The 16,029-nt window shown below is 46.6% G+C and carries 15 protein-coding genes; 3 read left to right on the forward strand and 12 right to left on the reverse strand.

What is annotated here, in order from left to right; translation table 11 throughout:
* Positions 1–158: 158 nt before the first annotated feature.
* The 6 genes from RH949_RS24765 to RH949_RS24790 all read right to left on the reverse strand — a co-directional run bounded on the left by RH949_RS24765 (position 159) and on the right by RH949_RS24790 (position 7,244).
* Entirely contained in the window at positions 159–1,322 is a 1,164-nt protein-coding gene (locus RH949_RS24765) for a glycosyltransferase family 4 protein (RefSeq protein ID WP_006100401.1), read from the reverse strand.
* Between the two features lie 20 nt (positions 1,323–1,342).
* Positions 1,343–2,806, reverse strand: coding sequence for an MFS transporter (locus RH949_RS24770; protein ID WP_446356888.1), 1,464 nt, complete (start codon positions 2,804–2,806; stop codon positions 1,343–1,345).
* A gap of 392 nt (positions 2,807–3,198) precedes the next feature.
* Positions 3,199–4,068: a DNA repair protein RecO gene (gene recO, locus RH949_RS24775; RefSeq protein WP_446356890.1), complete on the reverse strand. Its 870-nt coding sequence runs from the start codon at positions 4,066–4,068 to the stop codon at positions 3,199–3,201.
* 118 nt (positions 4,069–4,186) lie between these two features.
* Positions 4,187–4,864: a deoxyribose-phosphate aldolase gene (deoC, locus tag RH949_RS24780; protein WP_044206557.1), complete on the reverse strand. Its 678-nt coding sequence runs from the start codon at positions 4,862–4,864 to the stop codon at positions 4,187–4,189.
* A gap of 163 nt (positions 4,865–5,027) precedes the next feature.
* Complete coding sequence (locus RH949_RS24785; protein ID WP_446356892.1) at positions 5,028–5,714, reverse strand: Uma2 family endonuclease; 687 nt, start codon at positions 5,712–5,714, stop codon at positions 5,028–5,030.
* A 99-nt stretch (positions 5,715–5,813) separates the two neighbouring features.
* Positions 5,814–7,244 carry a hypothetical protein gene (locus tag RH949_RS24790; RefSeq protein ID WP_446356894.1) on the reverse strand — a complete coding sequence of 477 codons (1,431 nt, stop codon included), beginning with the start codon at positions 7,242–7,244 and terminating at the stop codon, positions 5,814–5,816.
* 262 nt (positions 7,245–7,506) lie between these two features.
* Here RH949_RS24790 and RH949_RS24795 point away from each other — a divergent pair, with 262 nt between their 5' ends.
* A complete protein-coding gene (locus tag RH949_RS24795; RefSeq protein ID WP_446356896.1) occupies positions 7,507–7,812 on the forward strand; it encodes a hypothetical protein in 306 nt (101 codons plus the stop codon).
* A gap of 241 nt (positions 7,813–8,053) precedes the next feature.
* Here RH949_RS24795 and RH949_RS24800 read toward each other — a convergent pair whose 3' ends face one another.
* From RH949_RS24800 to RH949_RS24815, 4 genes are all read right to left on the reverse strand, one after another.
* Positions 8,054–8,842 (reverse strand): ABC transporter permease, encoded by a 789-nt coding sequence (locus RH949_RS24800; protein WP_446356898.1) that lies wholly within the window; start codon positions 8,840–8,842, stop codon positions 8,054–8,056.
* 221 nt (positions 8,843–9,063) lie between these two features.
* A complete protein-coding gene (locus RH949_RS24805; RefSeq protein WP_446356900.1) occupies positions 9,064–10,047 on the reverse strand; it encodes an ABC transporter ATP-binding protein in 984 nt (327 codons plus the stop codon).
* A 6-nt stretch (positions 10,048–10,053) separates the two neighbouring features.
* The gene (locus RH949_RS24810; protein WP_446356902.1) at positions 10,054–10,674 is read right to left on the reverse strand and encodes an HD domain-containing protein; all 621 of its coding nucleotides are present in this window, start codon (positions 10,672–10,674) and stop codon (positions 10,054–10,056) included.
* A gap of 303 nt (positions 10,675–10,977) precedes the next feature.
* Complete coding sequence (locus RH949_RS24815) at positions 10,978–12,438, reverse strand: LCP family protein (RefSeq protein WP_446356904.1); 1,461 nt, start codon at positions 12,436–12,438, stop codon at positions 10,978–10,980.
* A 212-nt stretch (positions 12,439–12,650) separates the two neighbouring features.
* On the opposite strand from RH949_RS24815, the gene RH949_RS24820 reads away from it, so the two are divergent.
* Entirely contained in the window at positions 12,651–13,709 is a 1,059-nt protein-coding gene (locus RH949_RS24820) for a mannose-1-phosphate guanylyltransferase (RefSeq protein WP_446356906.1), read from the forward strand.
* Positions 13,710–13,852: 143 nt separating this feature from the next.
* On the opposite strand, the gene RH949_RS24825 is transcribed toward RH949_RS24820, so the two are convergent.
* Both RH949_RS24825 and RH949_RS24830 read right to left on the reverse strand, forming a co-directional pair.
* Positions 13,853–14,290, reverse strand: coding sequence for an Hsp20/alpha crystallin family protein (locus tag RH949_RS24825; RefSeq protein ID WP_446356908.1), 438 nt, complete (start codon positions 14,288–14,290; stop codon positions 13,853–13,855).
* 184 nt (positions 14,291–14,474) lie between these two features.
* Positions 14,475–14,783 (reverse strand): hypothetical protein, encoded by a 309-nt coding sequence (locus tag RH949_RS24830; RefSeq protein ID WP_006100625.1) that lies wholly within the window; start codon positions 14,781–14,783, stop codon positions 14,475–14,477.
* 274 nt (positions 14,784–15,057) lie between these two features.
* Between RH949_RS24830 and RH949_RS24835 the strand changes: the two genes are divergently transcribed.
* Positions 15,058–15,858 carry a toll/interleukin-1 receptor domain-containing protein gene (locus RH949_RS24835; RefSeq protein ID WP_083798988.1) on the forward strand — a complete coding sequence of 267 codons (801 nt, stop codon included), beginning with the start codon at positions 15,058–15,060 and terminating at the stop codon, positions 15,856–15,858.
* The last annotated feature ends 171 nt before the right edge of the window (positions 15,859–16,029 follow it).

A 16,029-nucleotide genomic window follows, 5' to 3' on the forward strand; every position in this document is an offset into this window, starting at 1 on the left:
TCTATAAACCAGCCTGGAGGCACGGGGTTATCGTGCAAGCTAAACCGAACTCCCAGATATGTTCAGCTTAGCTTGTTCGATGACTTCAGGGCTACTGAAAACCCAGACCTCAGCCGTTAGGCAGGTCTGGGTAGTTTATTCTCCCGAATTGGCATTGCTTATAAGGAGGAGGGACTAGGATGAGTAACGCAAGCCTGAGTTCCTTTCAAGACCTCTTTATATAAAATTTCTAATTGACTAATATTCCCACTTAGGGTATAGCGTTCTAAAACTCTAGCTCTAGCTTTTTGACCCAGAAGCGTTGTCCATTCCGTATGATCTCGTAACAAGGGCAATAGCGTATTCAATTGAGACGTGACCCGATGGGTATTCAGAATAATACCCGCGCCACCTTCTAAAACCTCACCATCCGCCCCCGCATCGGTGGCGACACAAGCCAAACCACAAGCCATGGCTTCGAGTAATGATAAGGAGAGTCCTTCTAATAACGACGGCAAAATAAATACATCGGCAGCTTGCAGAATCTCAATCCGCTGCTGTTCATCTGCCACAAATCCTAACCAGAGAATCCCATCGTATCTATCATAAAAAGGTCTTAACGTGGGAACTAGAGGTCCATTCCCGACAATCAAAAGCTTACAGCGATCGCCCATTTCCGACTGTTTCCACGCCTTGAGTAACGCCTCTACATTTTTTTCTGTAGCAATGCGACCTTGATAAACAAATAGACGTTGGGCATCAAATCGGACTTTCAAATTCGATGTGCCAGGAGCATATTTGAGCACATCAACTCCATTGGGAATTACAGCGAGTTTATGGCGAGGAACTCCCAAACGCACCAGCAAATCCCGTTGCAGTTGAGAAAAGATAATCACCCGATCATAGTGTGCCAGAAACGGGGCATAGAGTTGATAAGCAACCAGTTGGGTTCCCGATTTTAAATTGCGGCGTTTGCCATCAAAGGGGGGATGAAATGTGGCAACGAGGGGTAAATTCAGGTCTTCACAGATTTCTGGAAGCAGAAAATCTAAGGGAGACAAAGTGAGAGACGCATGGACTAAATCCGGGCGCAGTTGCTGTAGAGCCTGTTTTAGCACCTTACTCGCTTTGGGTGAGGGAATCGTATAAACTTGGGATTTATACAAGCAAGGGAGGGATACCTCCTGACAACCCGAACACAGGGGATCTGCGGCGGTTTCGTCGTGGGCAAAATGGAGAAAACTAACTTGGTATCCCCGGTCGAGTAAAGCATTAGTAACTTCTCGACCGTAAGTGACATTGCCACAAAAGGGTGATTTTTTTCCGATCCAGGCGATATGCATTCAAGTTGAATCGTGAGTCTCTATTTGTCAGCGTGGGTTAACATCGCTGATCCTGTACCGGAAATATACCAGTTTAAGCACCCTCCCGCGATCGCAATTATGGCTAAACTAAATAAGACGGGAGCTAAACCCAGCCAGGTTTCGGCTAAACCCGCTAAGGCTAAGGGCAGACTCAGGGCAATATTCACGCCATTATTTTGCAGCCCAAAAACCTTCCCCCGCATCTCTTCCGGGGTTTCGGCTTGAATGGTGGTTTGCATGGGAATCCCTACCATCGCCCCACACATCCCCAACAGGGCGGTCATTGCTAACGCCATCCAGAGATTATGAGTAAATACCGATAATCCCACTAGCGCTGCTGACATGCCGATTGATCCATAGAGACTCAAGCGATTGTGGGTAAAATACTGACCCCAATGTCCCAGAATCGCTGCACCCGCCGCCATTCCAACTCCTCCCATTGCCAGTAAGAAGCCAAACTGTGAGGCTTTCATTCCTGGAAGGGTTTCGGCGAGTCGTACCGCTAACACGGCTAAAGCGGCGAAAATGGAGAATAATATAACTAATTGAATCATGGCATTGCGGACGCGCCGTTGCCGTTTGAGGTAAAGCAGTCCCTCCCAGATATCGGCAAAAACGTGGGGGGTTTCACCTTCAGTGGGTTCAGTATTTTCACCAGTTTTCAGCACTAGCAGCAACAATCCCGCGATCGCATACCCCCCACCGACAACCAATTCCTTGCCAAATTGCCAGTCAATCCCCAACTGCGCCACCAATTTATCGGTCAATGCTAAAAGGGGATCACCTACGGCAAATCCAATAATCAAGGATGCCATCATCGTCGTGGTATAAAGGGAATTCGCCGAGAGCAAATGACGACGCTTGACAATCAACGGAATAACCGCTTGTTCAGCCGGGGCAAAAAATTGGGTTAAGGTCGAAACTAGGAATGTGATAATTAACAAGCCATAGAAGCCGACAGGTAACTTATAGATGGGACTCCAATCCTGAGTCAGCCATAACACCGCCGGAACGGACCAAACCAAAACACCTCGCAGCAGATTTGTCGAGACAAGTACCGCCTTTTTTGACCAGCGATCCACGAATACTCCCGCCAGAGAACCAAACAGGACAGCCGGAATCGTAAACGCAATCATCAAGGCTGAAACCCAACCACTGATGCTAGTTCCCGCCGCCTGAAAGTGGCTAGCAATCAAGGCAATCATCAACACCAGATAGATTTTATCAGCAAGCTGCGAAAAAACCTGACCACTCCACAAGGTTAAAAAGTTTACATTTTTCAGAACGGGTACAAACCCTTGTTTGCTCGGTTCAGCAGGCGGTTCAGCCGTTTTCGCCGGGACGTTCTCTGCTTGACGCGGCGGCTGGTGAGGTTCTCGATAATTGCGCTTAGTCGCAGACGATGACTTTTTTTGGGCAGGATGTTGGTTAACTCGTTTGGATTCAGATTCAGATAATCGCATTCTTTACTCTTCAGTTGGCTGCTGTGGCTGATCAACCCAATGGGTGAATCGTCCACTCCAGGTATTTTGATCGGTTTTGTATGAAACTACACTTTCTCTATCATCGCATGTGAACTACCCAGCGCTAATCTCTAATCAGGTAGAGTGTGGGCTTTTGACTTCGTGGAGGACGGCTTTCGCCGTAAAAACCATCTATGTTCGTTTGTGGACAGATGCTAAATTAGACCACAAATTATTTATAGGGAATCGATTGCCATGATTTTCAGGATGTTCGGGATTAGTGCGGTTGTAGGGGCGAGTCGCTGCACAAATATGGCGGTGTGAGAATTAACCTGTCTCGACTCGCCCTTGTCTAAAGATACGCGGTGTCCGGTAAATTATGTATGGCGGGTCTATGATTCGGCAGACATCGCCAAGGCGTCTACTAACGCGGCTGAACGAATGGAACGACCAAAGTGATACTGGGCATAATCCCGTAACATGCGCTCCACTTTTACCCAGAGGGGCGCGATCGCGTCTAGGCATGACGGGGATAACTCAGCCGCCGCGAGCTGTTGTACTATTGTTAATTCAATGGCATTCAGTTTACAGGTCAACCGTGGCAGAGGGGATTGATCGACACCATGGCTACGGCTAGCAACGGGGTGGAGTACCCTCTGAGGTTGAGACGCCTCTACCGCTAAACGATAGGTTCCACCCACCTCCACACTAAACCCGACTTGCCAATTCTGATCCGTAAAATCAGGCTGAATCGGGTGCTGAGAGATACAACACTGTTGCACTTGCGGCGCAATCCCAGCTAACGCCAATAGGTGAAAAATCCCCTGGCAAAGGTGTGCCAAAAGGAGAGATGTACCGGAGTGACTGCTGCTTAATGGGGGTAACTGTTCCAATCGCCGCAGATGCTCATTAAACAAAGCGTACAATTCGGCTTGGGGTTGCTCACTTAGAGCATGACATAAGACTAATTCCGCTAGGTACTGACTTGCCGCCAGCTTGCCTAAATCCTTCGCCAATCCCGGATAGGATTCCAAGGTTTCAGCTTGAGTAATTTTATCAAGCGATCGCCCTTTGTAGATCAGTAACTGATTCACGACAAACAAGCCCATTCTACCCGCCAATTTCGAGTTCTGTTTGCGGGAACCTGGTGCCACTACCCGAATCAATCCCCACTCTGGCGTTAAAATCGTGACTAGGCGATCGGCTTCACCTAGCGGCATACTTTTCAGATTAATCCCCGTGGCGTTATAGGTTTTAGTCATTTGTCATTTGTCATTCGTGTCATGTCAAGACTCTCGGATTTGGTGGGGGCGGGTTTAGTTACGTTAATGGTTTGAGTCGCCACGTTATTGGTTAAACCCGCCCCTACATACTTAAACCTCATTCCTTGTCTTTTCCCTCACGCTGTTGCAACAACTCTGGTCCACGAGAGGTTCCTAATCGGGTTGCTCCGGCTATGACTAAATCTAACGCTTGTTCGATGGTGCGGATACCTCCTGAAGCCTCAATCCCGATTTGTCCTTTTGTCAAGTCTTTCAAAAATTTGACATCCGACACCGTTGCACCTCCATGCCAACCTGTACTGGTTTTGAGATATTGCGCCCCAGCATCAATGCAAATTTCGGCGGCGAGTTGTTTTTCCGTGTCGGTTAAAAGCGTTGTTTCTAAGATAACTTTGACGGTTTGCCCTGTTTCCTCGCAGATTGGGGCAATTTCGCGATAGATAGCGTCGGTGTTTCCAGTTTTTAATGCCCCTAGATGAAGCACGACATCCAATTCCGTCGCGCCATTTTCTACTGCTTCTTGGGCTTCGTAGAGTTTAGCCGCAGTTGTGGTAGCGCCACTGGGAAAGCCAATCACGGTACAAACCTTGGGCGTTTTGTTGTGTAAGAGTTCAGCCGCGAGTTTGACGTACACCGGATAGACACAGACTGTGGCAAACTGAAATCGATCAGCTTCACGACACCATTTTTCTACCTGTTCAGGTGTCGCCGTGGGCGAGAGGAGAGCATGATCAATGAGAGGGGCAATATCGATATCGGGATAATCCATTGCGATCGCGTTTCTACTCTATAAAAAAACTTAACACTTAAAATGTCATGCTCCTTAAACTGGGTCGGTTTCGACTTCGCTCAACCCACCCTACGGCATATCCAGGGTTTTTGCGCTCCCCCAATGTCAATTTTAAATGCCATTTCAATTAAAATTTAACACCTAACACCTACTGACGTGATGCCAAGTCTGAAACAAAATCTTGATGATCCTGACTGGCTAATCCCTGCTGCAATACCTCTAAAACCTTGGCTAAATCTCCAGCTAATAACGCCGTTCTATCTAGCCACAATCCTGGAAAAACAACTGAACAAATTATCCCATCGCTATTGGACTCAACTTTAACATAATCTCCTGCATTTAACCTAAACCAATCTAATTCTCCGTTTTCAACTCGCCATACCAAATAGTCTTGTACTCCATTGCGGCGATATACGTTGAATTTTTGGTGCAAATCAATGGAAACACTACTCGCCGCAATTTCTACGATTAACTCAGGCGCACCTTCGATATAATCATCGTCGCTAATCGTTGATTGTCCACCGACTTTAATTCTCAGAATAGCATCCGGTTGAGGTTCGTTATCGAGATCCAGCCTAACTGTACAATTGTCGCCCAATTGCAGATTAGGAGTGAAACTTGTGTAGAAGCCTAGCCACAACATAATATGAGCATGGGGTTCGCCATGTTGGGTAATCCGGAGGGGAGATGCCATATAAACGATTCCTTCAATTAATTCCGCTTTTTTCAGATCAGGCATAGCTGAATAGCGATGCTCAAATTCAATACGGTTGAGTTTATCGCCGTTTTCTAAGCGGGGAATTGTTACTTGAGGAGAGAGTTTTGTCGATGTCATGGTCACCACTCGCGATCGCTGCCTTTATTATCCTTTCAAATACTAGCATCTACGCCCATTTTGGCGTAGGGAATAACTTGACCTGTAGAATGTGAAACACTACTGAATTTTGGGATTTTCCATCTCTTGACGCAGTTGATCAGCTTCTTCTAAAGTGGCTTCCGGATCTTCATCAGTTGAACGCTGCACATAATTAATCTTAAATTCTTCTAACAAATCAGACAGCAACGACTGAAGTTCTAACTGGGTTGCCTCATCCTGTAGTTCTTCCCGCAGGGCGTACTTAAAATTATGACTTAGTTGGTCAAATAGTTGTCGCCCTTGCAGATCAGAGTAGGAGGTGGCTATGACTTCATAAGTGGCTTGGGCTAAATAATTAGCCAGGTTTTCCATAACCTCTTTGGGCAACCCTTTCATTCCCGGTACTTGTCGCAATCCCGTGTAAAAATCTGATTGTTGCAGCGCTCCCTTGAGACTATGATGCAACAATGCCTGTAAATCGGGTTGAACTTGGGGTAAGACTTTATAAATCGAGAGTTCTAAAAGTCTGTCTGTAATCGCATCAACTTTATTAATATCACTAACTTGAACATAAGCCTCAGGTTGCAAGATGGCACGCGCCATATCTCCTTTATCAACAGATTCTTTGGTTTGATTAATCAGTCGCACCATCAAAAACATCGATACCCGATCTGCCAAATACGCCGCTGGTTCATGGGTGACTTGTGCTAAAATTCGCTCCATATTGAACAATCCCGATTGATGCGATCGCACGGATGCCGGAATAATGCGTAACCAGCGCCAGGTGGGAAGTAGCAGCAGCATGTCGTACCAACGCCGCCAGAGGGTATCTCCCCAGGTCAACTTCTCTTGGCGTCGAGACATGAAGAAGGTACGGAATAAAAGCTCAATCCCAAAAAAGGCAATAAAATAAAGGTCAATACGCCAGAAGTTATCAACAAGTTGACCATTTTCGTCGGTGGGTCGAAAATAATTGCTGTTCAGTAGCGGTCGAATATCGCTGTTAAAGAATGAGAGGGCGTTTTCCCAGCCCACTTGCACCAGATACTCCTGTCGCCAAAATCGCGCAAAGGCTTGCTTGGCTGATTCCGTATTCAGATGATCCCGCATCCGCCGCTTCAATTTAGCGAATGTACCAAACTTATTGGCTGCCAAAAATGGGTTCTCTTCAATCAGATCATTACTTTGTTGGCGCAACTCTTGCAAGACTTGCTCGGTTGGCGGTGCTTGTAGTCCTTGCTGGGAGAGTTGTACAGTTAAAGCATCAACGGTTTGGAGATAACGTTGGGTATCCGGATGAGGCTCAATACTTTTCACCGGGTCATAGAATGTTGCGATCGCGGGAAATTCTCGCACATAAACATCCCGCAATGGGATATAGCTGAGATTGAATAATGCCAGCAGGATATTTGCCCATGCAATTAAGGCGGTGAGCTTGTTCCACCAGTTCCGACCCCGGTGTTTGTAGGAATCGGCATGGGTTTGTTGGCTTAGAGCTTGGTCTACCATTTTCCCGTTGGATAGTCACTGCAAACAAATCGGGGCAAGTGCATCACCCCTATTTCAACTGAGCGTATCAGACGCTACAACAAATTAGTTATCTCGCTAGATAGAAGACAGAATTGGATTATATCATTCAAAAGATAGATGAATGAACCAGACGAATCACTCAATAATGAAGGAGGAATTAAACATTTATGGTTTTATCCAGCCTTTTTGAGGCGTACCCAGCCTTTTTGAGGCAAATTTTTGACGTTAATGAGGTATTCTTATGGCTACCGAACCAAACCAGCAACAGATATACCGAGACAAAGTGCAAGCTGAGTTAAACAAGCTAAATGCTCAGGTTGATGAAATGAAAGCCAAGGCAGCCCAAGCCCAGGCTGATACTAAGATTCAGTACACTAGCCTGCTTGAGGAACTGCAAACAAGACAGGTTGCGGTGCAAAAGAAACTGGAAGAACTCCAGACGGCTAGTCAAGATGCTTGGGAAGATATCAAAATTGGTGTAGAAGCCGCTTGGCTGGATTTACAGCAATCCTTCCAGAACGCGGTTGCCAAATTTGACCAAAAGTAGTGATTGGAGATTAGGGAACCCTTAACCTTGCTCAGGGAAAATGATTTGTAGGGGCGGGTTGAGGAACTTTCTTTTAGTTGTGGATAATAAAGTTTGTTCAAAACCCGCCCTGAGCGATGTGTAGGGGCGGATTTGGCTATTATAGTTTATTCTCACCCTAATGTTACTCAACCCGCTCTCATCTTCCAGACGTGCCATGGCACGTCTATATTTCCCCAGCACCCCTGCACCTCCGCCCATCTCAAGCTCCCATTCCCGAATACTGCTTCAATCCCTTGCGCCACAACCAGCGATTGACGCCAAAGAATAACAATCCCCAACCCACCATAACCAAAATTCCTTTGACAAAATTAACAGGTAGCCCAACTAACAACGCGGCAGGAAAATGAGCCAAGTAAGGGAAAGGTGTCCACTCGGCAACGGCTCGGACTGTAGGGGGAAAAACTTCCAACGGTGCCATCATTCCTGACAGAAACAAATAGAATAAATACCAAAATTGTTCCAGTGAACTGGCTCGCTCTGTCCAAAATGCAAATAGGGCAAAGGTATATTGGATTAAAAATCGTAGGGCAAATGCCATTGCCGTGATGAATATAAATAATAGTATATCACCCAAACCAGGCAACCAAAAGGCTGGGGGATAGAGGAGAAAGAACAAACCTAAAAGTATAACCGATAAAGGTAGGCGAACAAAGCGTTCAGATAGATGACCTGCAACATGATGCCATACAGGATCAATGGGTTGCAGGAGTTTAGGAGATAGTCTGCCTTCTACCACTTCCCGTTCAAAATCAAAAATCATCCACACCACAGTAAACTGGCGAACGATAAAAACGGATAGGAAGTAACGCATAAATTCTTCAGGAGTTAGCTCAAACTCCCCGGCTTGAGCTGCCTGCATCCAAACCCCCATAAGAATCAGCGGCAAGCTATTGGAAAGTATCCAAAAAAAAAGCTCTGCCCTGTATTCTAACATGTGAGCATAGTAAACAGACAGAAATATCTTACTGGTATAAATTAATCGCTTCATAGTAATTAGACGCTGCTGAATCAGTATTGTGGTGGGGCAGATGGGGAAGGTAAATAATTAATGACTAGAAAAAAGTTTTCTATGTAGGGGCGGGTTTCACTACTATCGTTTTTTGCCCACCCTAATGTCACTAAACCCGCCCTGTCCAAATGATTAATTTCTGGACAAATGACCAATGACCAATGACCAATGACAAATGACCAATGACCAATGACCAAAAATCACGAAACAACTCCGGCTCGGAAAACCCGACCGATGACTTCTTCGATGGGGGGGTCACTAACCGTTAAATCTATCACCTCTAAATCCGCTAAAATTCGAGCCACGGTACTTGTCAGCTTGTCACGCTGCACGAGGAAACGTACTGCTAACCCATCTACCGCTTCTATTTCTGCATAACCTGATAATTCCTCTTTTGACAAGGGTTGAGCCAGTTCTACTTTCACCTCCCGATAGGGCGCAAAGCGATTGAGGAGTCCCTCCAAGCTGCCATCATAAATCATCTGCCCTTCATAAATTAGCAGCACTCGCTGACACAGCGCCGTAATATCTGCCATGTAGTGACTGGTCAATAAAACGGTGGCTCCCGTGCGCTGGTTGTACTCGCGTAAGAAATTCCGCACCGCTAATTGTGCATTAACATCCAATCCCAACGTGGGTTCATCTAAAAATAAGACTTGGGGTTGATGCAAAAGCGCCGCCAGCAATTCAGCTTTCATGCGTTCTCCGAGGGAGAGTTTCCGCACGGGTTGCGTGAGTTTGGCTTCTAAGGATAACATTTCTGCCAGTTCCCCGACGCGACGTTGAAATTGGTTGTGAGAAATTCCATAAACGGCGGCGTTGATTCTCAGGGAATCCCAGGCGGGTAAGTCCCAAAGCAGTTGTTGCTTTTGACCCATGACTAGGGTAATCTGCTGCAAAAAGCTCGATTCCCGCTGAAATGGCTGATGACCCGCCACCTTAACCTCACCCCCGGAAGGGTGAACAAGTCCGGTGAGCATTTTCAACGTCGTGGTTTTACCGGCACCATTGGGACCGAGAAATCCCACCACTTCCCCCATGCCAATTTCAAAGGAAACATTTTGTACAGCAACGACAGAGCGGTACTTTCGGCGCAAAAAGTGGGTGAGAGTACCCTTAATACCGGGTTGTTTGACCGCTACGGGATAGACTTTGCTCAGATTTCGAGCCACAACAATAGACATAATAATCTAGTCTACTTGACTCTCAGTGGAGAGCGATCGCGCATTTTGTAAATAACCCGCTTTAATACAGTCCGCCACAATTTGCTCAACCAATCCCCAAAGCTGAGGTGTACCCTCTTGCACAGGTTCCATACGTTGCATCACTTGAGGTTCAGTAATATCATGAAGCTGCCAAGTTCCACCGTGATTCTGTTGATTTAGCAGCAGGGGTTGTAAACGGTCTAGAGCGACGGCAAATCGGGCAGTCGGCGTGGTGACGGCTTCAAATTCATCCCAGATTTCCCGTAACGATTGCCCTTGGTCTTCGGGTAACATGCCAAAAATCCGGGTAGCGGCTTTTTCTTCCCGAACCGCTTTATCCTGATTTCCCTGTACGTCATAGCAGAACGTATCTCCTGCATCAATTTCAACTAAATCATGCAGCAACACCATCGTTATCGCTCGTCCCAGGTCAACCTGAGGAGGTGCATACTCAGCCAGAATAATTGCCATCAATGCCAAATGCCAAGAATGTTCGGCGCTGTTTTCCTGACGAGAATCATCAGTTAATCGGGTTTGGCGAAGAATTCCCTTGAGTTTGTCAATTTCAACAATGAATTGAATTTGTTGGTTAAGTCGGCAATTCATTTGTTATTTGTCATTCATCATTTGTCATTCGTCCTTCGTCCTTCGTCCTTCGTCCTTCGTTATTTGTCCAGAAATTCATCATTTAGACAGGGCGGGTTTAGTGACATTAGGGTGGGCAAAAAACGATAGTAGTGAAACCCGCCCCTACACATACAACTCTTTTCTAGTCATTGATCATTCACCTCCCCCATCTCCCTCACCTCCCCCATCTCCCTCATCTTCCCCAGCTCCCCCAGCTCCCTCTGCTCCCCCTACTTCTGATAACTGATAACTGCTCACTGATAACGGATAACTCCCCCAGCATTATTCCTCCGATTCTGGGTGTCGAATCAACCAATCCTCACCCACACGAATGGTTAAATCGGATTCAATATCTCCTGTGGAAGAGGCTTCGACGTGACCGAGTTGCAAAACCCTTTTCAAGGTGGTTGCTGCTTTCAAATCGCCTTGTTGCACAATAATCTGAGTTTCGCGTACCTGATCGGGCCAATCCCGTATGATGTAGACATTATAGAAGTCGTTTTTCGCCAAATATCGAGCAACTTCGTGAGCTAATTTCGGGTCATCTGTGGCATTTTGAATCGCAATTCGCAACCGTTGGGGAGAACGCCGAATCTCCGATGAACTCCAGTCAAGGGTTTGCTGAAAGTATTGTTGCATAACGCGATCGCGTCCGGCAGAATCCATAATCCAATAGCTGGCAACATATTCCTCTGGATCACTGAAGCGACCGGGCAAAAGTACCATCTGAAAATTATCTTTGTCTAAATCTAAGCCAAAGCCCACCAGCGCCAGCATTTCTTCTAAACTGAGATTGGTATCAATATATTGCTGCATCACCCGAATGATTTGGGGTAAACGCGGTAGCACCTTGGGACTGAGCAACCGTTGACGCAGCGCCTTGAGTAGCGTTTGTTGGCGCTGAACTCGACCAATGTCGCCGTAGCCGTCTTTACGAAATCGAGCAAACTGTTCGGCTTGGTCTCCATTTAAGATTTGCCATCCCGGTTCTAAATCAATGTACAAATCCTGGGTGACATCCTCATACTGCATCGGATAGGGAACAAATACCTCAACTCCCCCCACCAGGTCTACCAGTTCCCGAAATGCATCCGTAGTCACCCGCACATAGCGATCAACGGGTGCATCATTCAGAGTACGGCTCACCACCCGTGCGGCTAACGCTGCACCCCCTTCCACATTGGCATCATTGATTTTGGCAAGTCCTACCTCCGGAAGTTCCACTTGGGTATCCCGAGGAATGGAAAGCATCGTCACAGACTCTTCTGTCGGGTCGAGGCGTAACAGCAGCATAGTATCGCTGCGACCACTGAAAACGTCGGAGGAGTTTTTGTCATTATCGGAAACGCGGTCAATTCCCATGACCAGGATGTTGACGGGTCGGGCTAAATCATAGCGAAACGCTTGTCGCCAGGAATTTTCTTTCGCGCCAGGGACAAAATTTTGCGGCACGATTAAGGGGGACAGAGGGGTAATTAGGGCAACCGTTGCGCCCAAGGTAGCAGATACTGTAGCGGTTAAGATAAACGCCGCACTCCACAGAAACCAGCGCATATAGCGACCACCACTGGATTGATTTGAATGATCATCGGAATGGGACTCTCCGTCATCACCCTCTGGCGGTGGGGGAGGCGGGGAACCCCCATTATCATTTTCAGCGACATCAGAGTCGCCCTGCGATCGCGGATAACTTTCTGGATGGGAGACTTGAAAACTCCAGCTAGTTTGGGAACTGTTCGACACGTTGTTTTACCCTCACCACACACAAACTGTTCTGGATTCTTTGACGTTCACCGAATCTATTGCTGGATTATAACGTTACCCAGCCCACTCCCCCTGCTTCCCCTGCTTCCCCTGCTCCCCCTGCTCCCCCTGCTTCCCCAGCTCCCCCAGCTCCCTCCGCCCCTCCGCTCTCCCAGGCTAGGATGTAGCAGACAATCAGAATAGCACGGACAATGAGTCAATTAATACCTGTAATTTTAGCTGGCGGCAAAGGTGAACGGTTTTGGCCCCTTAGCCGCAAACACCGACCTAAGCAGTTCTTAAGTTTAGATGGTAGTGGAAAGAGTTTATTACAGACCACGGCTGACCGTCTCAGTCAATTGGCGGGAGGTTCAGCCAATGTCTGGGTGATCACATCGGCTCAATTAGCCGACGGGGTGAAACAACAGTTACCCCAACTTAATAACGAGCATATATTAGCCGAACCCGAAGGGCGGGATACTGCACCTGCTGTGGCGTGGGCAACCTTAGAAATTGCGCGTCACTATGGAGAAGATGCGGTGGTTGGCTTTTTTCCAGCAGACCATTGGATTGCAGACCAGCAGGCGTTTCAGCAGACCATTGAGGCGGCGACTCAGTTAGCGGCGACTGAAGCGGCGATTGTCACCTTAGGAATTGCCCCGGACTACCCCTCTACAGGTTACGGTTATATCGAACAAGGAGAACCCGCCGGAACATTTAATAATTTACCAATTTATCGGGTGGCTCGATTTACAGAAAAGCCAGACCGAGAAACAGCCGAGAAATTTCTGGCGACGGGGGAATTTAGCTGGAATGGTGGGATGTTTATTTTCCGGGCTGGCGTCGTTTTAGCGGAACTAAACACGTATGCGGCTGATATTATCAATCCGTTACAACAACAGGGGATTGATGCTTATTCTAAACTACCTAAAATCAGTATTGATTATGCCTTAATGGAGAAAACCCAACTGGCTTATGTTCTCCCGACTGCGTTTGATTGGGATGACTTGGGAGATTGGAATGCCTTAGAACGCTTGCACAAGGGAGAGGCGGCGAATGTGGAACTGGCAACTCATGTAGGGAAAGATACCCAAGGGGCGATTCTTTATACCAGTGATCAGGATGAGGTGATTGTGACGATTGGCTTAGAAGATGTGGTGGTTGTGCGAGATGGTGGGGTGACGTTAATTGTGAAAAAAGACCGCACCCAAGAAATTAAGCAGGTACTGAAAACCCTACAAGCGGATTCGAGATTTAGTCAGTTCCTTTAATTGTAATTTGTCCTGGATTATTGTCCGGATGAAGTACAGCCTTAAGCAAGATCCCCGACTTCTTGGAGAAGTCGGGGATCTGTCTGTGTACCTCAGGGAAATAGGGCGCACGTCGGTGCGCCCATAGGAGTGTTTGGCTAAGATTAGCCGATGTTAACTTTGACTACTTTGGTTTTTTCGGCTTCTGCTTTGGGCAGAGTTAGCATCAAGATGCCATCTTTGTAATCGGCTTCCACTTTATCGTTCTGAATTCGAGCGGGTAAGGGAATTACCCGTTGGAATTTGCCATAGCGGAATTCACTTCGCGTAACACCTTTTTGGTCAGTCTTGGTTTCAGCTTGGCGTTGACCACTAATGGAGACGGCTTCTGCAGTAACTTGTACGTCCAGATTTTTGGCGTCTATGCCTGGAACTTCGAGTTTGAGGTAAACCGCATCCCCATTTTCGTGCATTTCGGCGGGAGGAACAAAGTTTCCTGCCCATTCAGAACGGCTTGTCGGTGTGAGGCTGTCAAACAGACGGTTCATTTCAGTTTGTAAGGAATCAATTTCCCGGAACGGTTCCCAACGAATCAGTGCCATAATGTATAACCCTCTAAAAACGAAGTGAGTATTTCAGGGGTTTTTTAGAACCACCTCTTTCTATGTTTTTAGAATACAAAAACCCAAAAGGTAGAGGGATTCGGTTCAATACCCTATTGGAGTAGTATTCACCGCACCTAAGGGGGGCATTCACTGAGTTTTGGCAGAAGGGTCAAGGTTGGAGTTATGAGAACCCTGTTCCCTGTTTCTGGGGCGCTTGGGGATTCTTCCCGGCTTCGGCGAGTATCTTCACCTGTTCTAAGGCTTGGGCTTTGTCTTGGGGGGATAAGTTATCCTCCGCCTCAATAATACGCTGCAGTTGTCTCAGGAGTTCTTTGGTTCCTGTAAGCTGCGTCTGTGTGGCTGTGGGGAGTTGGTTAATCGCATTGGTGGTGTCAGTGGCGATCGCATCCAGATTGATGGAGTCTGAATTGCCACTCTCTGCACCCTTTTCCGGGTTTGTCTGATTGGGCGTTTGGGAATTCTTCAGCATTATTCTCTCCTTGAGTTGGGTTTAGGTTTAGGTTACCGAAGGCGTGATCCTGGCACATCTCCCTATGGTTCAATCGACTCCACCCACGAATTCAGTTCTTTTCAAGGGACAAAGCTGTCGATACTCGAAATTTGACTAATAACTTAGAGAAAATTAATATATCAAAAGTTATTCTGCCAAAATTATCAAGATTTTTTAACAATGTCCGGAATTTTTCCTGGCTGCTATGAAGTCTCCAAAAATTCAAGCCTTATAGTATATTTTTAGATATCAGATGACTAGCATTCACCCCCCAAGTAATCATTCTCTTCCTCCGCGTTTTACCAAGAAGCTGCTGTCTTTGTTCCAGTCTCGTTTCCGAAAACTGGACATTCAAGAGCGTGGCAGTATGTTATTTTTCTCTTACTCCCACAAGGACAAAGTATTCGTTCAAAAGCTCTACGTCGCTTTGTCTCCGAATTATGAAATCTGGGTAGATTGGGAAGATATTCCACCAGCGGTTGAGTGGTGGGAGGAAATTAAGCGAGGGATTGAAGATTCGGATTATTTTCTATTTATGCTAACTCCAAACTCAGCGATATCTAAGGTTTGTGGTCAAGAGTTAGAGTATGCTTTAAGTCAAGGTAAACGGATTTTTCCGATTGTGATTGAGCAACCTGATCCAGTTCCTCTATCACTGCGATCTATCAACTGGATGTTTTTTACTCCAGAAGAGGATTTTGGCGTTTGCTTAACCAAATTATTGAATGCTCTCAATATTAATCCAGAAGACGCCAGATTACATACTAAATTCTACGGACTCTGGCGGGATTGGGTTTTTCATGATCGGGATCGCAGTTATTTGCTACGTGGTAAACAACTCTGGGAAGCAACAGCTTGGTTGGTTGCATCGGACAACAATACACCATTGCCACTTCAAGAACACCGAGAATATATTTGGGCGAGTCAGTTGGCACAGTTTGTACGAATTAAACGAATTGCTACAGGTATAATTGTTAGTGCGATTCTGGGTGTCTTAATTACTCTGCATTTTCTTACCCCTAGCTTTTGTGAAAATGGAAGTTTCCCTTTTTAGATCCCCCTTCCGTCCCCCTACCCCCCTCATCTGACAGGTGTAGGTTTTTTATTTAAGGGTGGAGACAAGACAAGGGGACAAGGAAGGAAAGAAGACAAGGGGGAAAAACCGTACAGAATTCGGTTCGGTCAAACTAACTTCTAAAAGCCGAAACGCCCTATTTTTCGTTAA

The sequence above is a fragment of the Coleofasciculus sp. A1-SPW-01 genome, assembly GCF_040217205.1.
GTDB classification, from domain to species: domain Bacteria; phylum Cyanobacteriota; class Cyanobacteriia; order Cyanobacteriales; family Coleofasciculaceae; genus Coleofasciculus; species Coleofasciculus chthonoplastes_A.

Excerpts from the sequence above, each read along its gene's own strand:
- RH949_RS24805 (WP_446356900.1), bottom strand. The coding sequence starts at position 10,047 with ATGTCTATTGTTGTGGCTCGAAATCTGAGCAAAGTCTATCCCGTAGCG.
- RH949_RS24835 (WP_083798988.1), top strand. The coding sequence starts at position 15,058 with ATGACTAGCATTCACCCCCCAAGTAATCATTCTCTTCCTCCGCGTTTT.
- RH949_RS24785 (WP_446356892.1), bottom strand. The coding sequence starts at position 5,714 with ATGACATCGACAAAACTCTCTCCTCAAGTAACAATTCCCCGCTTAGAA.
- RH949_RS24765 (WP_006100401.1), bottom strand. The coding sequence starts at position 1,322 with ATGCATATCGCCTGGATCGGAAAAAAATCACCCTTTTGTGGCAATGTC.
- RH949_RS24810 (WP_446356902.1), bottom strand. The coding sequence starts at position 10,674 with ATGAATTGCCGACTTAACCAACAAATTCAATTCATTGTTGAAATTGAC.
- RH949_RS24825 (WP_446356908.1), bottom strand. The coding sequence starts at position 14,290 with ATGGCACTGATTCGTTGGGAACCGTTCCGGGAAATTGATTCCTTACAA.
- recO (WP_446356890.1), bottom strand. The coding sequence starts at position 4,068 with ATGACTAAAACCTATAACGCCACGGGGATTAATCTGAAAAGTATGCCG.
- RH949_RS24800 (WP_446356898.1), bottom strand. The coding sequence starts at position 8,842 with ATGAAGCGATTAATTTATACCAGTAAGATATTTCTGTCTGTTTACTAT.
- RH949_RS24830 (WP_006100625.1), bottom strand. The coding sequence starts at position 14,783 with ATGCTGAAGAATTCCCAAACGCCCAATCAGACAAACCCGGAAAAGGGT.
- RH949_RS24820 (WP_446356906.1), top strand. The coding sequence starts at position 12,651 with ATGAGTCAATTAATACCTGTAATTTTAGCTGGCGGCAAAGGTGAACGG.
- RH949_RS24770 (WP_446356888.1), bottom strand. The coding sequence starts at position 2,806 with ATGCGATTATCTGAATCTGAATCCAAACGAGTTAACCAACATCCTGCC.
- RH949_RS24790 (WP_446356894.1), bottom strand. The coding sequence starts at position 7,244 with ATGGTAGACCAAGCTCTAAGCCAACAAACCCATGCCGATTCCTACAAA.
- RH949_RS24795 (WP_446356896.1), top strand. The coding sequence starts at position 7,507 with ATGGCTACCGAACCAAACCAGCAACAGATATACCGAGACAAAGTGCAA.